The organism is Mycoplasma sp. 1654_15 (genome assembly GCF_012516495.1).
In the GTDB taxonomy this organism is placed as follows: domain Bacteria; phylum Bacillota_I; class Bacilli_A; order Mycoplasmatales; family Metamycoplasmataceae; genus Mesomycoplasma.
Window position 1 is genome coordinate 899,459 of sequence record NZ_CP051214.1, and the last position, 23,603, is coordinate 923,061.

The 23,603-nt window shown below is 25.1% G+C and carries 14 protein-coding genes, 2 pseudogenes and 2 other annotated features; of the genes and pseudogenes, 9 read left to right on the forward strand and 7 right to left on the reverse strand.

The window, feature by feature from the left end:
• Nucleotides 1-40: 40 nt before the first annotated feature.
• The 8 genes and pseudogenes from nrdE to HF996_RS03865 all read left to right on the forward strand — a co-directional run bounded on the left by nrdE (nt 41) and on the right by HF996_RS03865 (nt 13,674).
• Nucleotides 41-2,206, forward strand: coding sequence for a class 1b ribonucleoside-diphosphate reductase subunit alpha (nrdE, locus tag HF996_RS03820; RefSeq protein ID WP_168910708.1), 2,166 nt, complete (start codon nt 41-43; stop codon nt 2,204-2,206).
• A 1-nt stretch (nt 2,207) separates the two neighbouring features.
• Nucleotides 2,208-2,672 (forward strand): YhcH/YjgK/YiaL family protein, encoded by a 465-nt coding sequence (locus tag HF996_RS03825; RefSeq protein WP_168910709.1) that lies wholly within the window; start codon nt 2,208-2,210, stop codon nt 2,670-2,672.
• 278 nt (nt 2,673-2,950) lie between these two features.
• Nucleotides 2,951-3,307, forward strand: a complete 357-nt coding sequence (locus tag HF996_RS04140) for a hypothetical protein (RefSeq protein WP_254427713.1) — start codon at nt 2,951-2,953, stop codon at nt 3,305-3,307.
• Nucleotides 3,270-7,025: an AAA domain-containing protein gene (locus HF996_RS04145; protein WP_254427714.1), complete on the forward strand. Its 3,756-nt coding sequence runs from the start codon at nt 3,270-3,272 to the stop codon at nt 7,023-7,025. Before HF996_RS04140 ends, HF996_RS04145 begins: the two co-directional genes overlap by 38 nt.
• Nucleotides 7,012-9,225: a hypothetical protein gene (locus HF996_RS04150; RefSeq protein WP_254427715.1), complete on the forward strand. Its 2,214-nt coding sequence runs from the start codon at nt 7,012-7,014 to the stop codon at nt 9,223-9,225. Before HF996_RS04145 ends, HF996_RS04150 begins: the two co-directional genes overlap by 14 nt.
• A 62-nt stretch (nt 9,226-9,287) precedes the next feature.
• Nucleotides 9,288-10,250: a hypothetical protein gene (locus tag HF996_RS03850; RefSeq protein WP_254427716.1), complete on the forward strand. Its 963-nt coding sequence runs from the start codon at nt 9,288-9,290 to the stop codon at nt 10,248-10,250.
• 2 nt (nt 10,251-10,252) lie between these two features.
• A complete protein-coding gene (locus HF996_RS04155; protein WP_254427717.1) occupies nt 10,253-12,205 on the forward strand; it encodes an AAA family ATPase in 1,953 nt (650 codons plus the stop codon).
• Between the two features lie 54 nt (nt 12,206-12,259).
• Nucleotides 12,260-13,674: pseudogene (locus tag HF996_RS03865) on the forward strand (IS3 family transposase).
• Nucleotides 12,745-12,828 (forward strand) — a sequence feature (ribosomal frameshift element). Its footprint overlaps the pseudogene before it by 84 nt.
• 69 nt (nt 13,675-13,743) lie before the next feature.
• On the opposite strand, the gene HF996_RS04160 reads toward HF996_RS03865, so the two are convergent.
• Nucleotides 13,744-14,715: a hypothetical protein gene (locus HF996_RS04160; RefSeq protein ID WP_254427718.1), complete on the reverse strand. Its 972-nt coding sequence runs from the start codon at nt 14,713-14,715 to the stop codon at nt 13,744-13,746.
• Nucleotides 14,716-15,045: 330 nt separating this feature from the next.
• On the opposite strand from HF996_RS04160, the pseudogene HF996_RS03875 reads away from it, so the two are divergent.
• Nucleotides 15,046-16,508, forward strand: a pseudogene (locus tag HF996_RS03875) (IS3 family transposase).
• Nucleotides 15,576-15,660 (forward strand) — a sequence feature (ribosomal frameshift element). It overlaps the preceding pseudogene by 85 nt.
• Before the next feature lie 82 nt (nt 16,509-16,590).
• Here the strand turns inward: HF996_RS03875 and HF996_RS03880 are convergent.
• From HF996_RS03880 to rpmH, 6 genes are all read right to left on the reverse strand, one after another.
• Nucleotides 16,591-17,520, reverse strand: coding sequence for a hypothetical protein (locus tag HF996_RS03880; RefSeq protein WP_168910710.1), 930 nt, complete (start codon nt 17,518-17,520; stop codon nt 16,591-16,593).
• 8 nt (nt 17,521-17,528) lie between these two features.
• Nucleotides 17,529-19,832, reverse strand: a complete 2,304-nt coding sequence (locus HF996_RS03885) for an MSC_0775 family lipoprotein (protein ID WP_168910711.1) — start codon at nt 19,830-19,832, stop codon at nt 17,529-17,531.
• Between the two features lie 12 nt (nt 19,833-19,844).
• Nucleotides 19,845-20,696 carry an MAG4940 family membrane protein gene (locus tag HF996_RS03890; protein WP_168910712.1) on the reverse strand — a complete coding sequence of 284 codons (852 nt, stop codon included), beginning with the start codon at nt 20,694-20,696 and terminating at the stop codon, nt 19,845-19,847.
• Between the two features lie 470 nt (nt 20,697-21,166).
• Nucleotides 21,167-23,005 (reverse strand): membrane protein insertase YidC, encoded by a 1,839-nt coding sequence (yidC, locus tag HF996_RS03895; RefSeq protein ID WP_168910713.1) that lies wholly within the window; start codon nt 23,003-23,005, stop codon nt 21,167-21,169.
• Nucleotides 22,987-23,337 (reverse strand): ribonuclease P protein component, encoded by a 351-nt coding sequence (gene rnpA / locus HF996_RS03900; RefSeq protein WP_168910714.1) that lies wholly within the window; start codon nt 23,335-23,337, stop codon nt 22,987-22,989. Before rnpA ends, yidC begins: the two co-directional genes overlap by 19 nt.
• On the reverse strand, nt 23,337-23,480 hold the full coding sequence (rpmH, locus tag HF996_RS03905) for a 50S ribosomal protein L34 (protein ID WP_168910715.1): 144 nt from the start codon (nt 23,478-23,480) through the stop codon (nt 23,337-23,339). The genes rnpA and rpmH overlap by 1 nt, the downstream gene beginning before the upstream one ends.
• Between the last annotated feature and the right edge of the window lie 123 nt (nt 23,481-23,603).

Sequence of the window (23,603 nt, forward strand, 5' to 3'; positions counted from 1 at the left end):
AAGAAGGAAATTATACATAATAAAGAAGGAAGTGAATATTATGACTAAAAAACAAACAGAAAGTATGTCATTAACAGGGAGCGTTTCTGAAGAATACATTACTTTAAATGCAAAATCAAAATTGTTTTTAAAATATAAAGATTCTTATAAATATGATCAACAAGCTGCTGATAGTTATATTAAGCATCATATTGAACCAAGATATAGAAAATTTAACTCTGTAAAAGAAAGAATTACTTGATTAATTGAAAACGAATACTATGATGAAACAGTGATTAATGAGTATACTTTTGAAGAGTTAGAAAGACTAACTGAAGAAGCTTATAAATACAAACATCACTTTCCTTCATTTATGGGAGCTTTAAAGTTTTATTCAAGTTATGCTTTAAAATCTAATGATGGACAAGAATATTTAGAACATTTTGAAGAAAGAGCTCTTTTAAATGCTTTATTTTTAGCTAAAGGAAATGTTGATAGAGCTTCAAGTATTTTAAGACAAATAATGTTAGGTCGTTTTCAACCAGCTACTCCTACTTTTTTAAATGCTGGAAAGAAAAATAGAGGTGAATACGTTTCTTGTTATTTAATTCGTATTGAAGATAATATGGAATCTATTTCAAGAGCTGTAACTACTTCTTTACAATTAAGCAAAAGAGGTGGAGGGGTTTCAATTTTACTTTCTAACTTAAGAGAAATGGGTGCACCGATTAAAAAAATTCAAAATCAAGCAACTGGTGTTATTCCTGTTATGAAAATTCTTGAAGACTCTTTTTCTTATGCTAACCAATTAGGGCAAAGACAGGGAGCAGGTGCTGTTTATTTAAATGTTCACCACCCTGATATTTTAAGTTTTTTAGATACTAAAAGAGAAAACGCTGATGAAAAAATTAGAATTAAATCTTTATCACTTGGTGTTGTAATTCCAGACATCACTTTTGAACTTGCTAAAGACAACAAAGACATGGCTTTATTTAGTGTCTATGATGTAGAAAGAGAATACAAAAAAGCTTTTTCTGACATATCAATAACTGAAGAATATTACAAAATGGTTGAAAATCCAAACATTAAAAAAACCTTCATAAATGCACGTAAACTCTTTATAACTATAGCAGAATTGCATTTTGAAAGTGGTTATCCTTACATTCTTTTTGATGACACTGTAAATAGAAGAAATGCTCATAAAAATAGAATTGTTATGTCTAATTTATGTTCAGAAATTGTTCAACCTTCTACTCCTTCTGAATACCTTTCAGATCTTACTTTTACTAAAAAAGGTGAAGATATTTGTTGTAATCTAGGTTCTTTAAATATTGATAAAGCAATGGAAAGTGGAAAAGAATTTGGAGAATTAGTTTTCCAGTCAATTCTTTCTCTTGATCATGTATCTAGAAACTCCGATCTTTCTTCTGCTCCTTCAATAGAAAATGGGAACAACAAAAATCATGCAGTTGGACTTGGAGCTATGAACCTACATGGATTTTTAGCTACAAACCATATTTATTATCACTCTGAAGAAGCACTTGATTTTACTAACATTTTCTTTTATACAATGGCTTATCATGCTTTTAAAGCTTCATCAATTTTGGCTCAAAAATTTGGTCCATTTGAACACTTCAAAGAATCTAAATTTGCTGATGGTTCATATTTTGATAAATATACTAAAGTATCTGATAAAGAATATCAACCAAAAACAGAAAAAATCAAAGAAATTTTTGAGAAATACAAAGTTTCAATTCCTACAAAACAAGACTGAATTGAACTTGTTGAAAACATTAAAAGAGTCGGAATTGCAAACTCACATTTAATGGCTGTTGCGCCAACTGGTTCTATTTCTTACCTTTCTTCTTGTACACCAAGTCTACAACCTGTAGTTGCTCCAGTTGAAACAAGAAAAGAAGGGAAAATTGGTAGAGTATACGTTCCTGCTTACAAAATGAATCAAGAAAATATGAAATATTATGCTTTAGGAGCTTATGAACTCGGTCCAGATCCAATAATTGATATTGCGGCTGAAGCTCAAAAACATATTGATCAATCTATTTCTTTAACTTTATTCTTTACTGATACAGCAACAACTAGAGACTTAAGCAAAGCTTATATTAGAGCATTTAAAAAAGGTTGTGGGTCAATTTATTATGTGCGTATTAGACAAGAAGTTTTAGAAGACTCAGAAAACTACGATGAATGTGAGGCTTGTGTAATTTAATATGATTATAGATAAAATTAAAAACCTTCACAAATATACAAAAATTAATCCAAGATTAGAAATTGTTGTTAAATGATTACAAGAAAACGATTGAAGAAAACAACCCGAAGGAATTACTCCTATAAAGGAAAAAGAAGTATTTTTTGTTAATAGAGTAATGCCTTCTTTAAACAAAGAAAATTTTGTTTTTGAACTTCATCAAAAATACATTGATATTCATTTTGCAGGTGATAACACTGAAAAATTTATTCACTTAGCAAAAGATCATTTAACTACAGCTCAACAAGAATATTCAGATCAAACAGATGTAGGTTTTTTCAAAGGTGATATTCTTGATTTTGAAAATAATATTATTAAATTAAAAGAAGATGAGTTTGCTTTATTTTTAGCTGATGAAGCTCATGGTCCTAGATTTGATACAACCAAAGATACTGTGAGAAAAACTATAATTAAGGTATTAGCTTAACCTATAAAAAAGAAGACTTTTTACTTTAAAAGTCTTCTTTTTTATAGGTTGTTTTTTATAATTAATAACAATTAAACAATATTTTTAATTATTAAAATTAATAATAAAATATTTAATAATTTTTATAATTATATTATCAAAACTACTATAATTTATGAAGATGATACAAGAGAGAATTAATATATATATATATATATATATATATAACAGCAAATTAATATTTATTTAATTTAACACAAGAAGTTTTACTTTTTGTGTTTTTTTCGTTTAAGGAAAATATGGCAACTACATTAAAATTTTTTTATGATGAAAGGCACTGAGATAGACCTATTAGATCTGGAGTAGCAAAAAGAAGTTGAGGTGCTTTTGAAAACGATATAACACTCTTAAATGCTCTTAAAAAGAGTGGTGAATTTGATAATGTTTATCCAAAAATTAAAAATATAAAAAATAAACTACATCAATTTTTGAAGGATTTTTCTGATTTAGAAGAATACGAAGTAATAAGACTTAATTTAAAAGCAAGAAGGTTCGCTAATGAATTAAAAGATAAAAAAGAAAAAAAGAAAAGACTTGAATTTGATGGTTTTGTAATTATTGGAAAAAATAAAAACATTAAAAAAGAGTGGGGGTAAAAATACAGCTGCTTTATTTTTCGACATAGAGTTATTCCCACTTTCAAACCTTAATTTTGTTATTGAATACCCTGTTATATCTATAAACAGAATTTCATTACTGAATTTTACTCATTTAAACAATTCTATACACAATTCTGATTTCAAGCCTGAGTTTTTACAAAAAACACCAGAAAATATTTCTAGCTTTTCTCCAAGCAACCACGATGAACTTCTTAATTTTTTTAGTGAAAAAGTTCCTAAAATTTTAGATATTTATAAACATGATTTAAAGGAACGTTTTTCGTTTACTTGTCCAACAGATAGTAGTAAATTGTGCTGAAATGAACTTTTAGATTTAACTCAAAAACATTTTTTAGACAAAATAAAAGATAACGATAAAGACTTTATTTTTATGGAAGATAATAAATCTAAAAACTTTAATATTTCTGAAATTGATAAAGAGAAATTTACTATTTTTTCTTATTCTTCAGATATTGCAACAAAAAGAAATTTATATTTAAATGATGAAAGAACAGGAAAATCTTTTACTATTAAACTTCATAACTTGAATCAAAAATTAACTATAAATGAATATTTAAATCATGGACAAAAAGAAATAGACGCCTTAGAAAATATTATTGCTTCTTCCAAAGCACAAAAGTCAGAATTAATTGAAAAATATAGAGAAAATGAAGAAAAAAGAAGAAAAATAAATATGGAATTTGAAGAGGCTCAAATTCAATATAATTCTTTAATTAACAAAATAAATAATAATAATCAATTATTAAATAAGTATTTAAAAATCAATGAAGAAAAAGAAAATATAGAAAAAAGGGTAATTATTCCAACAATTATTGCACGATTTGAAGAAGAAGAAGTTTCGGATTATGAACAAAGACAAAGAGATGCAGAAATTGAATATCAAAATAAAATTGAACAAAAAAACAGACAAAAACAAAATAAACTTGTAGAGTTAGAAAATATTTATAACACAATAATTGATACTTTTGAAGAACAAAATATTAGTGTTCTTTCTCGTTTTGATACAGATGATTTTTTAAACGAAATAAACAAATTTATAGTAAATAATAATCAAAAGAAAAAAGAGATTGAAGACCAAATTAAGACAAATACAAATGATTTTAAAATAAAAGAAAGTAAATTATTAAATTTTCAAAATCAAATAAAATCTGAAATTTCAATGATTAATAATGATATTGAATTTAATGAAAACATTTTTAATTCAGAAAATACAAGATTACAAAGCTTAAAAAAACTCAAAGGTATAAAAACTGTTTACAAAAATGTTACTATAAAATGAAGTGTTAAAAAAGGTGAAGATAATGATGATTTTACTTTAAATTACTATCCAATTTCTGATTTTTTGAAAGATAAAACAAGTAACATCATCTTTACTCTTAACGACAATCAAACAGGCTTTATTACTAAAATCAGAAGATATTTAGGTGCATTTGCAAACATATATAAAGGATTTTACAAAAATCCGTACATGGTTCGTTCAATTTTTGATCCACAAACTATTAATTCGGAACTTTTAAGAAACACACAGTTAGAGCAAAGTACAAAACAAAAATATCACTTAAACGAAAAACAAGAGCACAGCGTTAAAAAAGCAATAGCTTCTAGAGATGTGTTTTATTTACAAGGTCCTCCGGGAACAGGAAAGACACAAACTATTTGTGCAATGGCTGAAGAATTTATAAAACGAGATGAAAATATTTTAATTACATCTTCTACACACGAAGCCATAGAAAATTTTATGGATCGTTTAAATGAAAATAATCTTAATAATCCTAACTATATAATCTTTAAATTTGACTATAACTCTAAAAGAAGCAACGACTTTCAAACTTCAAAAATTTATCCTAATTTCATTTCTAAAATTGAGCATTGATTAGAAAATCCACAAGAAGAAAATTCTATTTTACAAGATAAAATATCGGAAATTGAAGGATGAATCGAAAAAACAAACTTGAATGTTGAAGAATACTTTGGATTTAGCACTTATCTGGATACATTAATCGAAAGAATAGAAAAAAATGTTGTTTTTGAATTTGAAAAAGAGCATTTAATAAAAGAAGGTTTTGATATAAATAACATAAATTCCATAAACAATTATTACATTGGAACACACAAAAATAGAATTAAAAGTAATCAAGTTTTAAGTTTGATAGATGATTTGTTTAAACTTGCTAAAAATAATAATATTAATGTTTGGGGCGCTAAAAATTTTAAAGAACTAAAAAGCAAAATTTTGAACAAAGATTCAACAAAAAATGCTTCATTTTTAAAGGATTTATACAAAACTTATAAAGAAAATACCAATGAAAAAAACAATTATTTAGAAAGTGATTTTAATAAATTTGTTTTTGAAAATAACTTAATAAATGTTATTGGTATCACTACAACCGCAAGTACAAAAATTAATTTATCTGATAAAAATGGTGTCGGTGTTGCTGACGTAGAACCTAAAGATTTATTTACTGAATATCCGATTGGTGTTGTTATTATTGATGAGATTTCAAAATCTTCTACTCCTGAAATTTTTGTAAGAATTATATTAGCTGAAAAAGTTATTTTTTCAGGAGATTACAAGCAACTTCCTCCTTCTAGTGAATTCGAACCAAATATTATTAACCAAATTTACGATGAACTGCCTGAACAACCAATTCAAACCTATTCTCTAACCAATCAATATGAAGAAGAAGAAGATTCAGAATTTAGTTATATAAAAGATATAAAAGATAAACGATTTGCTTTAAAAATTGAACAACTTTATAAAAATTCTTTCTTTAAAACGCAAGCAAATCAACTAAAAAATTTAAATTCAGATAGCACATATGAATTTTTAAACACTTCTCACAGATTTTCTCAAGAAATTATGAAAGTTGTTAATGTCAGCTACGATTTTAGGGAAAAATTAAAATTACCTGCACAACCTAGAGACTTTAAAGGTATGCCTTTCGAGTGAGTACACAACAATTTAGATGCTATAAATCCTATAATTTTTGACACTTCTTATCTACATGATTCTTATATTAAAAAATTAAGAGAAAAAAATGTAAATATTCCTACAAAAGCTTCTATTCCAGAAATGTCTTCATTTTATTTATTCAACCAATTTCAATCTTCTAAATCCGCAACTGAAAGTTTTGATCAAAGAAGTTTTATTTTTAGAGAAAATTTCCAAGCAAAAAATACTGGTACAGTAAATGAATATAATGCTGAAGTTATTAAAAAAATTGTTAAAAAAATAATAGAAAGTAATAATAAAAAACAAATTTATAAAAATATTCAAAAAGAGATTGGTGTTATTTGTTTAACTAGAAATCAAAGTTATTTAATTAAACAAATTTTTGCTGAGGATGAAATATTCAAAGGAATAAAAGTTGACACTATAGATAACTTTCAAGGTCGTGAAAAAGAAATTATTATCGTTGACTTTATAAGAGCCAAAAATAAATTAGAAGATGCTCCAAATTCTTCAACAAAAGAATGAAAAATTATCAGCGATATAAAAAGAGATACAAGTTTTTTAAACAGTGATGAAAGAATAAACGTTGCTATCTCTAGGGCAAGAAATAAATTAATTTTAGTTGGTGCGTTTAGATATTATCAAAATATAAATTCTGATATTTTAAGTAATATTTTCGATGTTTTTCAACGAAATAATTTCACTATTATTAACACCGAGGAACAATATGAGCAAGATTAGTTTTGAACATTTTTTAATACCAATAGCAGAATACCAAATTGATTTTACTTACAGACAACATGTTGAATTAGAAAAGTTAGAATTTTTTATTTTATCGCTTATTTATGGTGGTCAAATCAAGGATAAAAGCATTAATTTGGATAAAACATTAAAAGAAGAATTTAAAGAAAAATACAATATAAAAGAAAAGTTGTTTGTTTATTTTCAAATTTTACTTGTAAACTTAATTCAAAGACAAATTGTTAACTTAAGAGATAAAGCTTTAAACGAAAAAATACTACAAAATTCTGAATTTGATTACACTGAATTAAATGACATTTTAGTAGGTGATCTTTCTTTAAATGAAGACTTAAAAAAGTTGTTTGATAAAAATGTTTTTAAATCTTTTGAAGCAGAAAATCGAAGAGACAAAACTTATGCATACATTCATGTAATCCCTGAATTAGATGGCGCAGTAGAATATAGAGAAAGAAGAAATGTACAAGCTATTGAATACAATAAAGAGTTGCTTGAAGAACTCAGAGGATATGTTAAAAATTTTGTAAATATAGAAGAACACAAAGAAAAAAGAAGAAAAAGAGCTATTGCAATTTCAGAAATTATTGAAAAATATAAAAAAGATAATAAAACTGTTTTATCTTCTACTGAAACAGAATTAGATAATGAAAATATAAATTTTATAATGCAAAATATTTCCTTTGCTTATAACAGTTCTGATGTATATACTTGAGAACCTACAAATGAATCGAGCGAAATTATTGTAAATTATATTTCTCAACCGGAAATTGATTCTTCGAATTATTTTCAAAAACAGATAGATGAGTTTTTTAAATCTATAATAAAAAAACTCGATGCTTGCATAAAAATAGAGACACATATTCTAGACAAATTTAAAAAACAACTATTAATTCCTTCTCAAATTGAAAAGTGAAAAGATAAAATGAACGTTTTATCTCAGTTAGGTTGAAATAATGTTTACTGAAATGAAAAGAAAGAATTAAATTTTATTTTTGAATCTAACAAAAAATATTTAACAATCATTAATAATCAAGAAGAAAATAGAAATATAAATTTTGAAATTTCACCACATTTTGTAAATGTTAATTTTGAAGAACAAGATGAAGGAAATAAATTAATTTTAAAAAAGATTGTACTAGATTTTTTACAAAATAAAATTCACAATATTGAAGAAATTGATCTAAAACAGTATGCGCAAATACCTGATTTTATAAAAGAGTTTTTTTATTCTCAAGCTACTAAAAATCCAACACTTTTTGAAAAATGGTTTAATTGAGTTGTTGGTTCATCTTTATTTAAAATTGAAGATATTTTTGAAGATTGAAATGTTTTTGATTTATGAAGTAGAAACGAAAATATTGCTAAAGATTTTTTAAAACTTTTAGATAAGAAAGGGATAAATATTAAACAACGTTTAATAGAAGATGCAAAAACCAATGCCTTATCTTATAAAAATAATAAGATTTTTGAGTTTTGTTTTGAAAACTTTATTTTTGAAAAAATCACTTTCAATAACTTACCGTTTTTAGAATATTGAAGCTTAACAAAATCTGTTGAAGATTTAAAAAACAAATATAAAGAACTTAAAAATTCACTTGATGAAATTGTTTACACTTTTAAAAATAAAGATATTTCTAAATTTCAAGAAGATCAGATGTTTGCTGTTAAAAGAAATTGCGAAATGGAAATTAATAAATTTAATCAATTTATTAAGGAAGTAGAAACTTTCTGTACTAAAAATAAGGCTTTTGTAGATATTCCAGAAATCGAAAAATTTAGTGATGAAGTATTACAAATTTCTACTTTTTATCAACAAGATTTAAAAAAGGAGTGTATGGTTTTAGCAAATAACTGCAATACAGAAATAGAAAAAAGTATAAGTGATGGTAAAATCGAAAATCTAATTATAGAAGTGGATGCTTTATTTAAAAAGGGAGCAATTACTAGCGAAGAAGGAAATATTTTGAAAGAATTAAGAAATTGGAGAAATGGCATATTTCATAAGACAGAAGAAAACAAGGAATTCACTATAGAAGAATATAAAAAATATTTACTATTATCTAGAAAATTAAAAGGAATTACTAATAAAATAACCACATTTCGAATTGAAGAAGAAAAAAGAAGAAAATTAGAAGAACAACAAAAGCTTGAAGAAGAAAACTTGAAGAACAACTTAAGTTAGAAAAAACAAGCAAAAAACAAAAAAATAAATAAATTTTAAAATGAACAAATAAAGGGGACAAAATGTCACAAATTACTTATTTAACTTTAAATGAACCAGAAATTAAAAAATGCGATTCTTTATTAAAAGAAATTGAAGATTTAAGAGAATCGAATGTACTTGATAAAAATTTTCAAGAAAATTTAGAAAATTACTATACAGAATTAAAAGAATTAAGAAACACTTTTCAAAAAGGACAAGGAATTAGAAATTATATTAGACTGGATTGATTAAGACAACTCGATAGTTTATCTAAAAGAATTTCTAATTTAGATTGAAATAAAGAAATTAATGCTTATTTAGATAGAGTTTCTAAAAATGCAAAAGTAAATGTGTTCCAGTTTTATACTCAATACGGAATTGTTGCTTATGAAGCGATTGAATACTTAGAAACCACTAATTCTACACTTACAAATGAATTAATAGAAAGTACAATCACAGAATTTTTAAAAAGAGAAGTAGATCAAGAAAAATTAAATTCTTTTAGAAAACAGATGTTTGATTGAATAGATAAAAATCTTGAAAAAGAATCTTCAGAAATTAGATATGAATTAAAAAATTTCATTAAACAATACAATAATTTTGAAGATATTTCAGATTTAGTTTATTTAATAAATACAAGAAAAGAAGAAATTCAAAAAATTAATTCTTTAGTGAAAGTAGTTGCTAAGTCTTTAAAAGAATCTGAAGGTTTCGTTTTAAATAAAGTATTAAAAACTAGTCTTTCTGATAAAGGAATTATTAGAAAAGTGTTTAGGTTTGTAAACAAAAACAACAATTATGTAGATGTAGTTGTTGACGGTAATTTAGAAATTTCATACAAAATGGGAAATTACATTGGTCACGCTTGTGAAAAATCAGCTAATAAAATTGTAGAAGATATTAAGAAAAATGGTTATAGCATACAAGATATGAAGGTAAAAAGAGATTTAAAAACTGATAAACCAACAACAAGAGTTTCCGTTGTTAAGTCAAGGACAAGGTAAAAATGAGTTTTTATAAAGCATTAGAATCTATTTTTGTAAAATCAGCTCAAAAAAATATCTTGCTTCTTTCTGAAAATATTTTTGATTATATTTTTATCAGTGATATTAAAAATTTCTTTAAAAAAGAAGAAGTTTTAAGAGATTTAAACGAAGTACCAACTAGTTTTTTTATAGATTTACCTAAGTTTTTATCTTTAGTTTTTAGAGAGTTAGATTACAAAACTATTAAATACTTTTCACCTAGTACAGGAGTTACAAATTTAAATAGAAATCTCGAAGAATTAATAAACAATAAAAAAGAAGAAGACGAACCTTTAAAAGAACAAGGTTATGAAAATGATGACGATCTGTTATCTGAAGAATTAGAAAATCCCGGGAATGAAATACCGCCAATCACAGTATTTATTAACTCTATAATTGAAGAAGTGAATGCTTACAAAAATGATTTAGTAAATGAAAAAGATAAAAAAAGGGTTTATATAATTGATTGAGGTGATTTACTAACTCGAAACAGTGATCAAATTATTACAATTAATGTTTTAGCTGGTTTAATCAAAACTTTTATCGATAACTTAGAACATAATGTTCCTGGTGTTAAAAAGTCAAACTTTAAACTGATTTTTATATGCAAAAACAAAGATGATTTAAACAATGTCATTTATAATAAAAATCCTGAAATTAACTTCATTTCTATAGCAAAACCGGACAGTGAAGAAAGAAAGAAAATTTTTGAAATTATTTTAAAAGATGAATTTAATAAAAACTTCACAGAGCCTATAAAAGTGAACACTTCTCAGTTTGATGAAGTTATTTCTCTTACAAATGATTTATCTTTTAGGGAAATTGTCCAACTTTTAAAAGTTTCTCAAATTTCTAAATTTGAAAATTTTAAGTCTTTATATACCACTATATTTTTCAATAAAAAACAGTCTGAATGAGAAAAAATTTCTCCTTCACAATTAGAAAATTTTGAAACAACAATTAGCAAAAGAGTAAAAGGACAAGAATTTGCTATCAAAAAAATTAAAGAAACTTTAATAAGATCTTTTGTTGGTTTATCTGACTTAAATTCTTTAGAAACAAAGAAAAAGCCAAAAGGAATTTTATTTTTTACAGGACCTACAGGAACTGGAAAAACTGAAATTTCTAAAGCACTAGCTGAATTTATTTTTGGTAGTGAAAATCATTTAATTCGTTTCGATATGTCAGAATATAATTTAGAACATAGTGATCAAAAATTAATCGGAGCTCCTCCTGGTTATGAAGGTCACGAAGCCGGTGGTCAACTTACAAATGCTATAAAAGAGAAGCCTTTTTCTATAGTTTTATTCGACGAAATTGAAAAAGCACATGGAAGAATTTTGGATAAATTTTTACAAATTTTAGAAGATGGACGTCTTACTTCATCAAAAGGAGAATTAGTTGATTTTTCAGAAACTTTTATTATTTTTACTTCTAACTTAGGAGTTAGCGAAGTAGGAAAACAAGGTAGTGATTTATCTGATGAAGAAACAAGAAGAACTTTTACAAAAGCTGTTGAAAATCACTTTAATAAAGAACTAAAAAGACCTGAAATCTTAAACAGAATCGGTGTCAAAAATATTGTTCCTTTTAATTTTATAAGTGATAATCAAATCAAAAAAGATATTATTACTTCTAAATTTAATCAATTAAACAATTGACTTAAACGTGAAAAAAACATTAAATTAAGTGAATTAAATGAGGAACAATGAAGAATTTTGATTTTTAAAATTAATCAAATTTACGACAAATCCTTAGGAGCTAGAGGTTTGATCGCTTGTTTTCAAAGTATTTTTGTTGATATTTTAAGTAATTATTTATTTAGTATTCACACTGATATTCAAAACCATTTAAACAATGCTTCAGAAAATCAAGACTATTTAATAATTGATACTATTTTTGATGATAATAAAATAAGTTTTGTAAAAAAATAGATAAATTTCTGAGCGGATCCCCTTTTCTTAGGAAAATAGAAAAGGGGATTTTTTATGAAATATTCATTAGAATTTAAATTAGAATGTGTAAAAAAATACAAAAAAGGAATTGAAATTAAAAAACCCGATTTTGTTAATACAAGTCAGAAAAATTTTTTAAATCAAGTAATTTTTTGAGAAAAAATTTATGACAAATTAGGAGTTGAAGGACTTAAGAAAAAACCACGAAATAAAAAGTGAACTATAGATCAAAGATTAAACATAGTTAAAAGATTTTTAGCTGGTGAACCAATTGTTAAAATTTCACTTGAAAATAATCTTAATCCAAGTCAAATATCTTTTGAAAGAAAAATATTTAGAATCGGGAATTAGTGGTTTACAATTAAACAAAGGAAGACAAATAATGAAATCTAAGATTAATAATAATAAATCTACAAAAATATCAAACAATTCCGATAGTCAAGATCAATCAAATTCTTCATTATCTGTATATGAAGAACTGAAACTTCTTAGAAAAGAAAATAAACTTTTAAAAAGGAAAATGAAGTACTAAAAAGTGAAAAGCCTTGGTAGAGATCTTTGACTCAAATCAACCAAGGCAAGAAAAATAAAAACATTTATAATAGAGTAAAAGCTGACAAAAACCTTCGCTTAACTCAAGTATTAAAAGAGTTTTCTATTCCTATATCTACTTTTTATTATGAACTCAAAAAGAAGATTTTGACAAGAAAAATGAAGAAATTATAAGCCAAATGAAGCTTATTTTTGATGAAAATAAAGCAAGATATGGAAAAAGAAGAATAAAAGCAGAACTTAATAATAGAGGCTATAAAATTGGACTTAAAAAGTTCGCAGATTAATGGAAAAATTCAATCTCAAAGCAATTTGTTCTGATAAAAATACAAATCTTACAAAGGAACTGTTGGCAAAATTGCAGACAATATTTTAAATAGAAATTTTGTCGCAACTCAACCAAATCAAAAATGAACTACAGATGTAACTGAATTTAGCGGATCATTTGGAAAAGCATATTTATCACCAATTTTAGATATGTTTAATGGTGAAGTTATTGCTTGAGATTTGTCTACAAGCGCTAACAACCAACAAATTAGAAAAATGCTTTAAAAAGCATTTTCAAAACACAAAAATCTTGAAGGTTTAATTTTTCACAGTGATCAAGGTTGACAGTATCAACATAGACAATTTTCAGAAAAATTAAAACAAAAAGGAATAATTCAGTCCATGTCTCGAAAAGGAAATTGTTTAGATAATAGCGTTATTGAATCGTTTTTGGAACATTAAAAGAGAATGTTTTTATGGTCACTGAAAAAGAATTTTTAACTTTTAAACAACTTCACAAAGCAATTGCAAATTATATTTATTATTACAATCACAAACGAATTAAAGACAAAATAAAATGAATGTCTCCCATTAAATTTAGAGAAACATTCATTTCAAATTATAATTAATTAAAACACTTAAAAATTTTAGAAGAAAAGGGTACCACCTCATTTCTTTATCTATTTTTTTTCTTCTTTTTATCTACCAGTTTGTTTATTTGGTTTAGCAGTTGCTATTTCTTTTGTTTTAGTAGAAACATATATTGCAGCGTCTTTTGTGTTATTTACAATAGTGGTTTTATTATCAATACCTAATTTTTTAACTCCGTTTAAAAATGATCAAATTTTAAATATAGGAGTAGTAAGGCTTTTACCAAATGTTTTTAATATTTTTGTTGGTAATTTCTTTAAATCATCTAATTTTTGAATTTTAGTAATTTCTTTTCTTGCTTGATCTGTTAATTTTATTCCACTATCAAACATATTATACTTAAGATTGGAGCTTAAATGGCTATTAACTTCTTGTTGTGTTTTAATTTCTTTTGCTTTTGGTAAATCTTTTTCAAATTTATCTCTTTCGGATTTAAAACCTTTACCTAAATTTATGAGGTTTGAAATTAAAACTTTTTGTAGAATTGGAACAAATTGTACACCTTTTGTTTTAGCTTTAGCTTCAATTTCTTTGAGTTTTGTAGAAAAACTAGCAACTTTATTTTTAGCTTTAGTAAATTCGCTAGAATTTGAATCAGAATCTGAAATTTCTTCAGAATTTTTCTTAGATCATTTACCCTTTATTTTATTTACAAATGATTGAACAACACTTGAATAGTTTTTAATCATATCTGTTACATTTGGAACAAAATCTTTTGTATAAGTTTCAATTATCTCTTTTTCAATATTTTGTTCATTTTCATTTAATGATTTTTCACTTATTGCTTTTTCTTCACTGGTTTCTGCAACAAGAACTGATGGTTGTGCTTCTTCAGTTTCTTCTATTGTTGCATCATCAGTTTCACCATTATCAACTTGTTTTTGTCCGTTGTCAGATGGTGGAGTAGAAGATGGGGGGGTTGGTTGAGAAGTGTTATTTCCTCCATTTGGGGGGGGTTGGTTGAGAAGTGTTATTTCCGTTGTCAGCTGGTGGATTAGAAGGCGTAGTTGTTTGACCACATGATATTGCTAACGTTGCTGAAAATAAAGAAACAATAGACATTGAAGAAAATAAAAGTTTTTTAATTTTCATACTTTTCCTTTTATATATATTTGTGTAATTATTAATAATTATGTGTTTTATTTATTCGCTATTTTATTAAGCATAATTATCTTTATATTTAATATTCATAAGCCGAATATTGCAATAATTTTACTTTTTTTTTTTTTTTTGCAAGATTTAGTAAAATTTTTTGATTTTTTCTTCAAAAATGAAGAAAAAATAAATAAAAAATCCTATAAATTTGAGCAGATCCCCTTTTCTTAGGAAAATAGAAAAGGGGATTTTTTATGAAATATTCATTAGAATTTAAAATAGAATGTGTAAAAAAATACAAAAAAGGAATTGAAATTAAAAAGCCCGATTTTGCTAATACAAGTCAGAAAATTTTTTTAAAGCAAGTAAAGTTTTGAGAAAAAATTTATGACAAATTAGGAGTTGAAGGTCTTAAGAAAAATCCACGAAATAAAGAATGGACTATAGATGAAAGATTTAGTGTTGTTAAAAGATTTTTAGCTGGTGAACCAATAATTAAAATTTCACTTGAAAATAATCTTAATCCAAGTCAAATATCTTTTTGAAAGAAAAAATATTTAGAATCGGGAATTAGTGGTTTAGAATTAAACAAAGGAAGACCAATAATGAAATCTAAAATTATTAATGATAAACATTCAAAAGTTTCAAAAAATTTAAATAGTCAAGATCAATCAAATTCTTCATTATCTGTATATGAAGAACTGAAACTTCTTAAAGAAGAACTCAAGCATTTTAAAAAAGAGAAAAAAAACTTTGAAAAAGAAATTAAACTTTTAAAAAAGGAAAATGAAGTACTAAAAAAGTGAAAAGCCTTGGTAGAGATCTTTGACTCAAATCAACCAAGGCAAGAAAAAAAAAAAAATTTATAATAGAGTAAAAGCTGACAAAAACCTTCGCTTAACTCAAGTATTAAAAGAGTTTTCTATTCCTATATCTACTTTTTATTATGAACTCAAAAAGAAGATTTTGACAAGAAAAATGAAGAAATTATAAGCCAAATGAAGCTTATTTTTGATGAAAATAAAGCAAGATATGGAAAAAGAAGAATAAAAGCTGAACTTAATAATAGAGGCTATAAAATTGGACTTAAAAAAGTTCGCAATTAATGGAAAAATTCGATCTCAAAGCAATTTGTCCTAGAAGAAAATACAAATCTTACAAAGGAACTGTTGGCAAAATTGCAGACAACATTTTAAATAGAAATTTTGTCGCAACTCAACCAAATCAAAAATGAACTACAGATGTAACTGAATTTAGCGGACCATTTGGAAAAGCATATTTATCACCAATTTTAGATATGTTTAATGGTGAAGTTATTGCTTGAGATTTGTCTACAAGTGCTAACATCCAACAAATTAGAAAAATGCTTCAAAAAGCTTTTTCCAAACACAAAAATCTTGAAGGTTTAATTTTTCACAGTGATCAAGGTTGACAGTATCAACATAGACAATTTTCAGAAAAATTAAAACAAAAAGGAATAATTCAGTCTATGTCTCGAAAAGGAAATTGTTTAGATAATAGCGTTATTGAATCGTTTTTTGGAACATTAAAAAGAGAATGTTTTTATGGTCGCGAAAAAGAATTTTTAACTTTTAAACAACTTCACAAAGCAATTGCAAACTATATTTATTATTACAATCACAAACGAATTAAAGACAAAATAAAATGAATGTCTCCCATTCAATTTAGGGAAACATTCATTTCAAATTATAATTAATTAAAACACTCAAAAAATTTTAGAAGAAAAGGGTACCAACTCAATTTATAGGATTTTTAGTAATTATTAAGTTATTTAAACTCTAGGCTTCTAGTAAAGTTTTATATTTTGTTATTGTGTCGTCAATTATTTTTTTAAGTGTTGAATTAGAAAAATTATCTATGTCAGTCTTAGTTGGATTTGGGTGTAATTTTTTAATATAATTAGAAGTAAAATCTCCTAATTTATTAATTTTTGTTTGGAGTTTTAGTAATTCAGGAAGAAATGTAATTAAAATGTTGCTTGATTGTACACTAAGTTCTTCTTTTGACAATTTATCTAATTGTTCCTTAATAGAGGCTTGTTTTTCTTCTAATAATTCTGCAAGTAATTTATTTATATTTTTGTTTACAATATTTTCGAAATCTTGATCTGTTTTGATGTTATCAAGATTTTCAGGTAAATCTGCTTTTTCAAATTCGTTGGATTTTAATTTAGCTAATACTCTGTTAAATTTTTCAATTGATTCTTGTTTTATTAATTTTTTTAAATCTATATGAACAAGTTCTGCTTTAGTTTTAGTATTTTGAAGACTTGATTCGTAATCATTCATTAAAGTTAATGATTGAGTTATTAAAGGTGAGAAATTTGGATTGGTAAATAAATTTCCTTCATTTTCTGAAGTGTTTGATTGAATATTCAATTTCACTTGAATTTGATTAGATAATAAATTAGTTAGTAGTTTTGTTATTGTATCAGAATTATTTTCAATAAATGGTTTTACTTTTTCAGCTATGAATTTATTGTGAACTTCTTGTAATTCTTTAGTTAAATTTTGTTCAGCAGCTGTATTTGTGCTTTTGCTTGGATTATTAGAAGTTTCGCTTTGATTATTTGAAGCTTTATCTTTGTCATCTATTTGTGTAGGTTTTTCTTCATTTTCGTTCCCGCAAGAAACTAAAACAGTGGAAAACAAAGCAATTGTACTTATTGAACTAAAAAGTAATTTTTTACTTATTTTTTTGATTTTCATATATTTCCTTATTTGTTTGTATTATCTTCTGCTTCAGAATATAAAGACTCTAATCTTACTGTGGATTGATCATCTGTTCTGAATTGGAAAATATAATTTGGATTTAGAGATTGTTCTTTGTTAAATTCATCAAAAATTAAACGTGGATAGTCTCTATTTTTGCTTGCTTCAGGGGTTTGAGTATTATTTTTTTGTTTTGTTTTAGGTTGTCTTATTGCTGTTCCGTCTTTGTTGAATTTTAAAGGAACTTCTTTGGCTTGCGAAATTTTTACTCCCGTTGCTTTTATAGTTGTTGGATTTTTGTCATAAGTAGAAAATCTTTTGTCAGCGATTCTTAAAGTACTAAAATTAGTTGGAATGTAATCTCAATTTAAAAATGTTTTTGCTTCTTGTTTTTTAGAATCACTTACTTCATAATAAACTGGATAAACTTCCATATGCACATGTGGAGTTCAACCTCCGTTTACTTCTGTAGTTCCTATTTTTCCAAAAGGTTGATCTTTCTCTAAATATAAAGGAGTTTTTGGTGTAATATCTTTAACTATTTGGAATTTTCTAGTTCCTATTGTTTCTGTAGTTACAGTACCTAATTGACTTAAAAATGAAGGATCTAAGTGAATGAAAAAGAAGATTAATGAATCTACATTTCTTAATTGATTATCTTTGATTTTTTGATCAATATCTAAATCTTTTACTTTAACTTCTAAAGTTACTTGTGCACCAATTCCAGTCCCTGGGGCGTTGTTTTCTAAGTAATATGCACTTATAACTTTGGATTTTGCAAAGGTTTTTAAAATCATCCCTGCATCAACTATTACATCTTCTCCTATGTGTAAAGCTGCTGTAAATTGTGGACTAGTATAGAATGTTCTAAATTCTTGGTAACCTCCAGGAGTAGCAAATGAATTTGCTAACTGGTTTACTGAATTGGTTATTTGCAATAAGTTTTCTCTTGGTAATTCAGGAATGGTTAAATGAGCTCTTTCTGGTTTATCTAACTTTTGCGCTATGTCTGTGTTTTCTCTATCAAATAATTCTAAGTGTTTTGGTAATCCTACTTCTTTTTCAATGTAAATAGGTTGGTTAGAAAAATTTTTCTTGTCAGTTAATTGTATAGCTAGTTTTGCTGATCTGTTTTTTTGTGAAGTAGATAAAACTGAAACAATTTCTTCTTCATATCTTGGATTTGTATTTTTAATTTCGAAGTCATAAATACTTGTTTTATCTCAAGGATAATTTATAGCTGAAATATGGTTTTTTAACTTAATATCAATTTTTTCTTTGGTTAGTTCAAAAAATTCTTCTTCAGTTAAATCTTTGAATTTGTTGTTCTCTGTAGAACCGATAGTAAAATGAAGATCTAAAGAAGAATAAACTTTATCATTTTTTGCAGCCACTCCTCTTAGTGTGATTTCGATTTTTGAAAAATCAGTATCAGATATTTTTGCATCTTTAAGATAATAATTTACACCGTCTTCGATTGTTGGTAAATTAAAAATTAGATCTTTTTCATTGTCAGAACCAACAAATGCAATGTCATCGATTTTTCTGTTTAAGTATTTAGTTTTTTCAATGAATTTTTGATCTGTTTCTTTTTCAGGGACTAATGATTCTGTATATTTGATTTGTAGTTTAGAATTTAATATTTTTACTAATTCAAGGGTTGAGTATTTTGACTTATTTTTTACATCAAATTTAGCTGCATTTTCTGGATTTATTTGACTATCTAACTGTAAAACTTTATCTATCAGTGTTTGTTTTTCTTCATTTTTCTTGAATCCTGGAACTTGTTTTGTTACAACAAAATCTTGTTCACGTTTTCAAGGATTATTTTCAGAAGTATCAAAATATCTGATGTTTAATGGAACATCTAAAACAGAAGTGTCTCTATCATTTTCTTTTACTTGTGAATATAAAATTTCGTATGAAAAGTTTTTAATATTAAGTTTAAAGTTTTTAGGTTGGTTTTTATTAAAGTTTTCCACCGCTTTATTTAGTTCATTATTATCAATGAAAATTTCTAAATATTTGTGGGGAAGTAGATTTTGTCTAAAGTTAGAAATTAAAACTTGTGATTGATCTAGTTCTTCATTTGATACATAATTTACATTCACAAATTGTTGAAAATTGTTTTCTAAAAAGGTTCCAAGTTGATATTGAGGAATGAAAATACTATTTTCGGTATTTTTGATATCTAAAAAGTTGTTAGCTGGTGTTTGTCCTTCTGTTGGAAAGCAAGAAACAAAAGAAGAAAAAGCTAAAGTTGGTATAAGAGTCAATGCAAATGATTTTAATAATTTAATTTTTTTCATATTTTTCCATTCTTATGTAAATTTAAAACTGAGTTTTGAACTTGATGAAATTGCTAATAAAATAAGTGAAATAATAATCGGAGCTAAAACACAAATCAAAGTTCTAATTACGTTTTGTAAAGAAACATTTATAATTAGCGATTTGTTATCTTTAAAAGTAGATTTTTTTAGTGTAATAACTATAAAAATAATTAAATCTATTCAGTGTTTGAAAAAAATAAAGGTAAAGAACCCAAATCTTGCTGAAAGAATTAATAAGAAGAAAATGAAGAAAATTTCTATAATATAAATGTTGAAAATAGTGAAATTAGCAGCTCCACTGGTTCTTGGAATTACAATTAAACCTAAAGTCATTGCTGTTATAAAAAAGAGTTCTTTAAATGTAAAAACAAGTAATTTTTCTTCTTTTATAAACAAAAATTCTTTGAAATCTAATTTATTTTCTTCTTCATTTGTTTTTATTTTTTCCAAACATCTAAATAAAAAATAAAACACTAAAATAGCTAATAAAACTCCTAATAGTTGTCCGCCTAATAAATAAGCTATTCCGTTACTTAAAACAGCTCCTTTAAAATCTTTTTGTATTCCTAAAATAAATGCATCTGATATAACTAATTGAGGTAATAAAAAAGCTTTTATCGGATAGTTTGCTGCAAAACCTGCAATACCTATTGTTAAAAATAAAGTTGAGAAAAATGAAAAGGTTAATATACCGGAAAGTAAAATTAAACTTTTATTTTTCTTATTTTTAAAAAAAGAATAATAGGAAAGTAAAACGAATAAAATAAGTAAAAAACTAGCTAATATTTCAAAAATAAAGGTTTTTGAATCAAAATTTGTTTTTAACGAATCTATCTTACTCATATCTTTCCTCTTTAGTACTTCTTAAAATTATAAATTAACAAGGCAAAAAACAATAAAAAAACCTACTAAACTTTTTTTAGTAGGTCCGTAAATAAATAGTTGTAACTGCTAATAAAATTAAGTATAAATAAAGTTGTTTAGGCAATATAGTAACATAAGATTACTATACTATAAGATTTTTATAAAGTGATTTCATCTTGAATAAAAAAATAATAAAAAAACAATTTAAAATAAAAATAAAAATAAAATAGGAGGAATTATTTAATATAATCATTAAATAATTAGAAATATAATTAAAATAAAAAATCAAGATGTTAATCAAGTAATGGATTTTATTAGACTATTTATTACTTAATATTAAAACTTGAAAACCCCACCATTTTTCAAGTAGGAAGATGCCTATGCCACCCATCTTCTCCCTAGTTATATTTTACTACTTTTATTTAATTTAAAAATGTTATTTTAATATATTATAACAGTTTTTTCTGTGTTAATCAAGGTCTCATTTTTTCTTTAAAGAAATTGGATCTTTGAAGATAATGAACACCTAATGTTTGAGCAATTTCTCAGATACCACCGATGATTCAATAAATTTGTAATGATGCTTGGAATAATACACCAAAGAAGACAAAAACTATCGAAATAATTCTTTGTGTTTTTTGTTGTTTTTTCATCGTTTCTGATTCTGTTTGATTCATAATCCTGTTGGTATTTTTCTTATTTAAAATTCTCGGCAAGATTTGTTGAACAGCTTGAACTACTACAACTACTATTAAAATTGGAAGGTATTGTCATAAACCTTCAAAAAGTTTTTGATAGGAAATTGAAGCTAATTCAAGTCCTGCTCAGTAGGTTACTTTTAAGCTTGGAATACCTTGAATAACACGTCAAACAGCGATGAAAATTGGCATCGTTACAAGAACTTGAGAAAATGGTGCAAAAGGTGAAAAGTTGTTCTTTTTATAGAGATCTGCAACTTCTTGTCTATGTCTTTGTTGCATCATTTTGTTTTTCTTGTAAGGTTCATATTTAGCATCGATTTTTGCTTTTTTAGCTTGCATTTCAATTTGTTTTGATTGACCAAAAATTGTTTTAAATCTAAATATGAAAGAAATTGTTTTTGTTAAAATAACAACTACTATAATAGCAAAAATTGTTGTTCAACCATTTAATTCTCAAGTAGATTGAGATTCTGACACTCCTAAAATTATTTTAGATAATGGGAAAACAATCAAAGAATAAAAAGGTCCTAATTTTCAAGAATCAGATCAAATAACAATAGGATTATTTGGTGTATCCGATCTAAAAGCTATTCCTTCGAAATTATAATAATTATTTTCATTTAGTTTATAAGCAAAAGAATAAGTGTTTTTTACTGGATCGATTTGTGTGAATTTAGTTGGAATTAAAATTGTTTTTGCAAGCGTTGCATAATCAGTTAAAACTTGTATTGCTTCTTTTTTAATTGGGTCTGAACTATTATTTAATTCATTTTTAATTTTTTCAAAATCTACTTCATTTTTATAGGATTCTAAAGCATTAATAGAAGGAATAAGTTTTGTTTTAAACTCTTCTAGATTAATGGTTTTGTTATATAAAAATTGAATTATGTCTCTTGAAAAAGTAAAGTATTTTTCATTTGTTGGTTCAGCAGTATTGCTTACTGAATAAAAGAAATCTCCTTGATTAATCAACAAAGGATTTACTGCTAATTGAGTTTTTTGAAACTCTTCTGCATATTTATCTTTTATAAAATCAAAAAATTTAGGTGAAGGTAATTTAATATCAGTTCAATTAAATTTTTGTTGATATTTTTCTTCTTCTGAATTTAAAAATAAAAACTCTTGATTTTTATCACCTTTTGCATATTCAAAAGTACCATCATTATTATGAAACATTATTAAAGAACTATATTGTCCATAATTGTTGGAAGTGTTACCATTTGCTTCTGTTTGTTCTCTTAATTGCTTCAAAATTGAAGAATCTTTTTCAGAAATTAGGTAATTATTACTTTTTGTAGCTTTTTGAATTTTTGTTTCTGTATCTTTTACACTAGCTTCAAAAATTGTATAGTTTGGAATTATATCTTCTTTATTTTTGTAAAATTCTGTACCAGAACCTGAAGATGTTGAAGTTTTAACAACAAAAGACTGAATACACCCTGTCAGTGTTATTCCGAATATACAGAAATAAAAAATTATTTTTAAAATCTTTAATATTCTTTTAAAAATTTGTTTATTTTTATCTTCGCTTTGTTTATTTCCTTGAAAATAATCATAAGCACTAGCTCTTATTTTTTTCTGTTTCATATACTTTCTAATTCGTTTAATATATTTTTTATTTTTTGTTCTTTTGTTTTAAAATCTAAGTTTAAAAAGTTTTTTCTAGTAATTATTATTATTTGAAAATTAACTTTAAAATCTTTTTTTTCTTTTAAGTAATTTTGAACAATTACCTTGATTTGTCTTTTGTAGTGATTTCTTTTTACAGCATTTACAAATTTTTTCGGAATTGAAATTCCAAGTTCAAACTGAAAAAAATTTTTGTAGTATAAAATAAGATCTTTACTAACTATTTGTTGTTTTAAATTAATTATGTTTTGGAATTGTCAGTTTTTTCGAACTTTTTTAAAATTTAACATTATTTATCGGATACTGTTAATCTTTTTCTACCTTTAGCTCTTCTAGATGCTAAAACTTTTCTACCGTCTGCGGTTTCCATTCTAGCTCTAAATCCATGAGTTTTAACATGTTTTAACTTATTTGGTTGATATGTTCTTTTCATTTTAGTTCCTTTACTTATTTTTGTTATTATGTTGAATTAAAATAATACCACAAAATATAGGTATTTATATTTAGATAAGAAGAAATTTTATCAAATTTTTTAGAAATTTAAATTTCTCTTTAC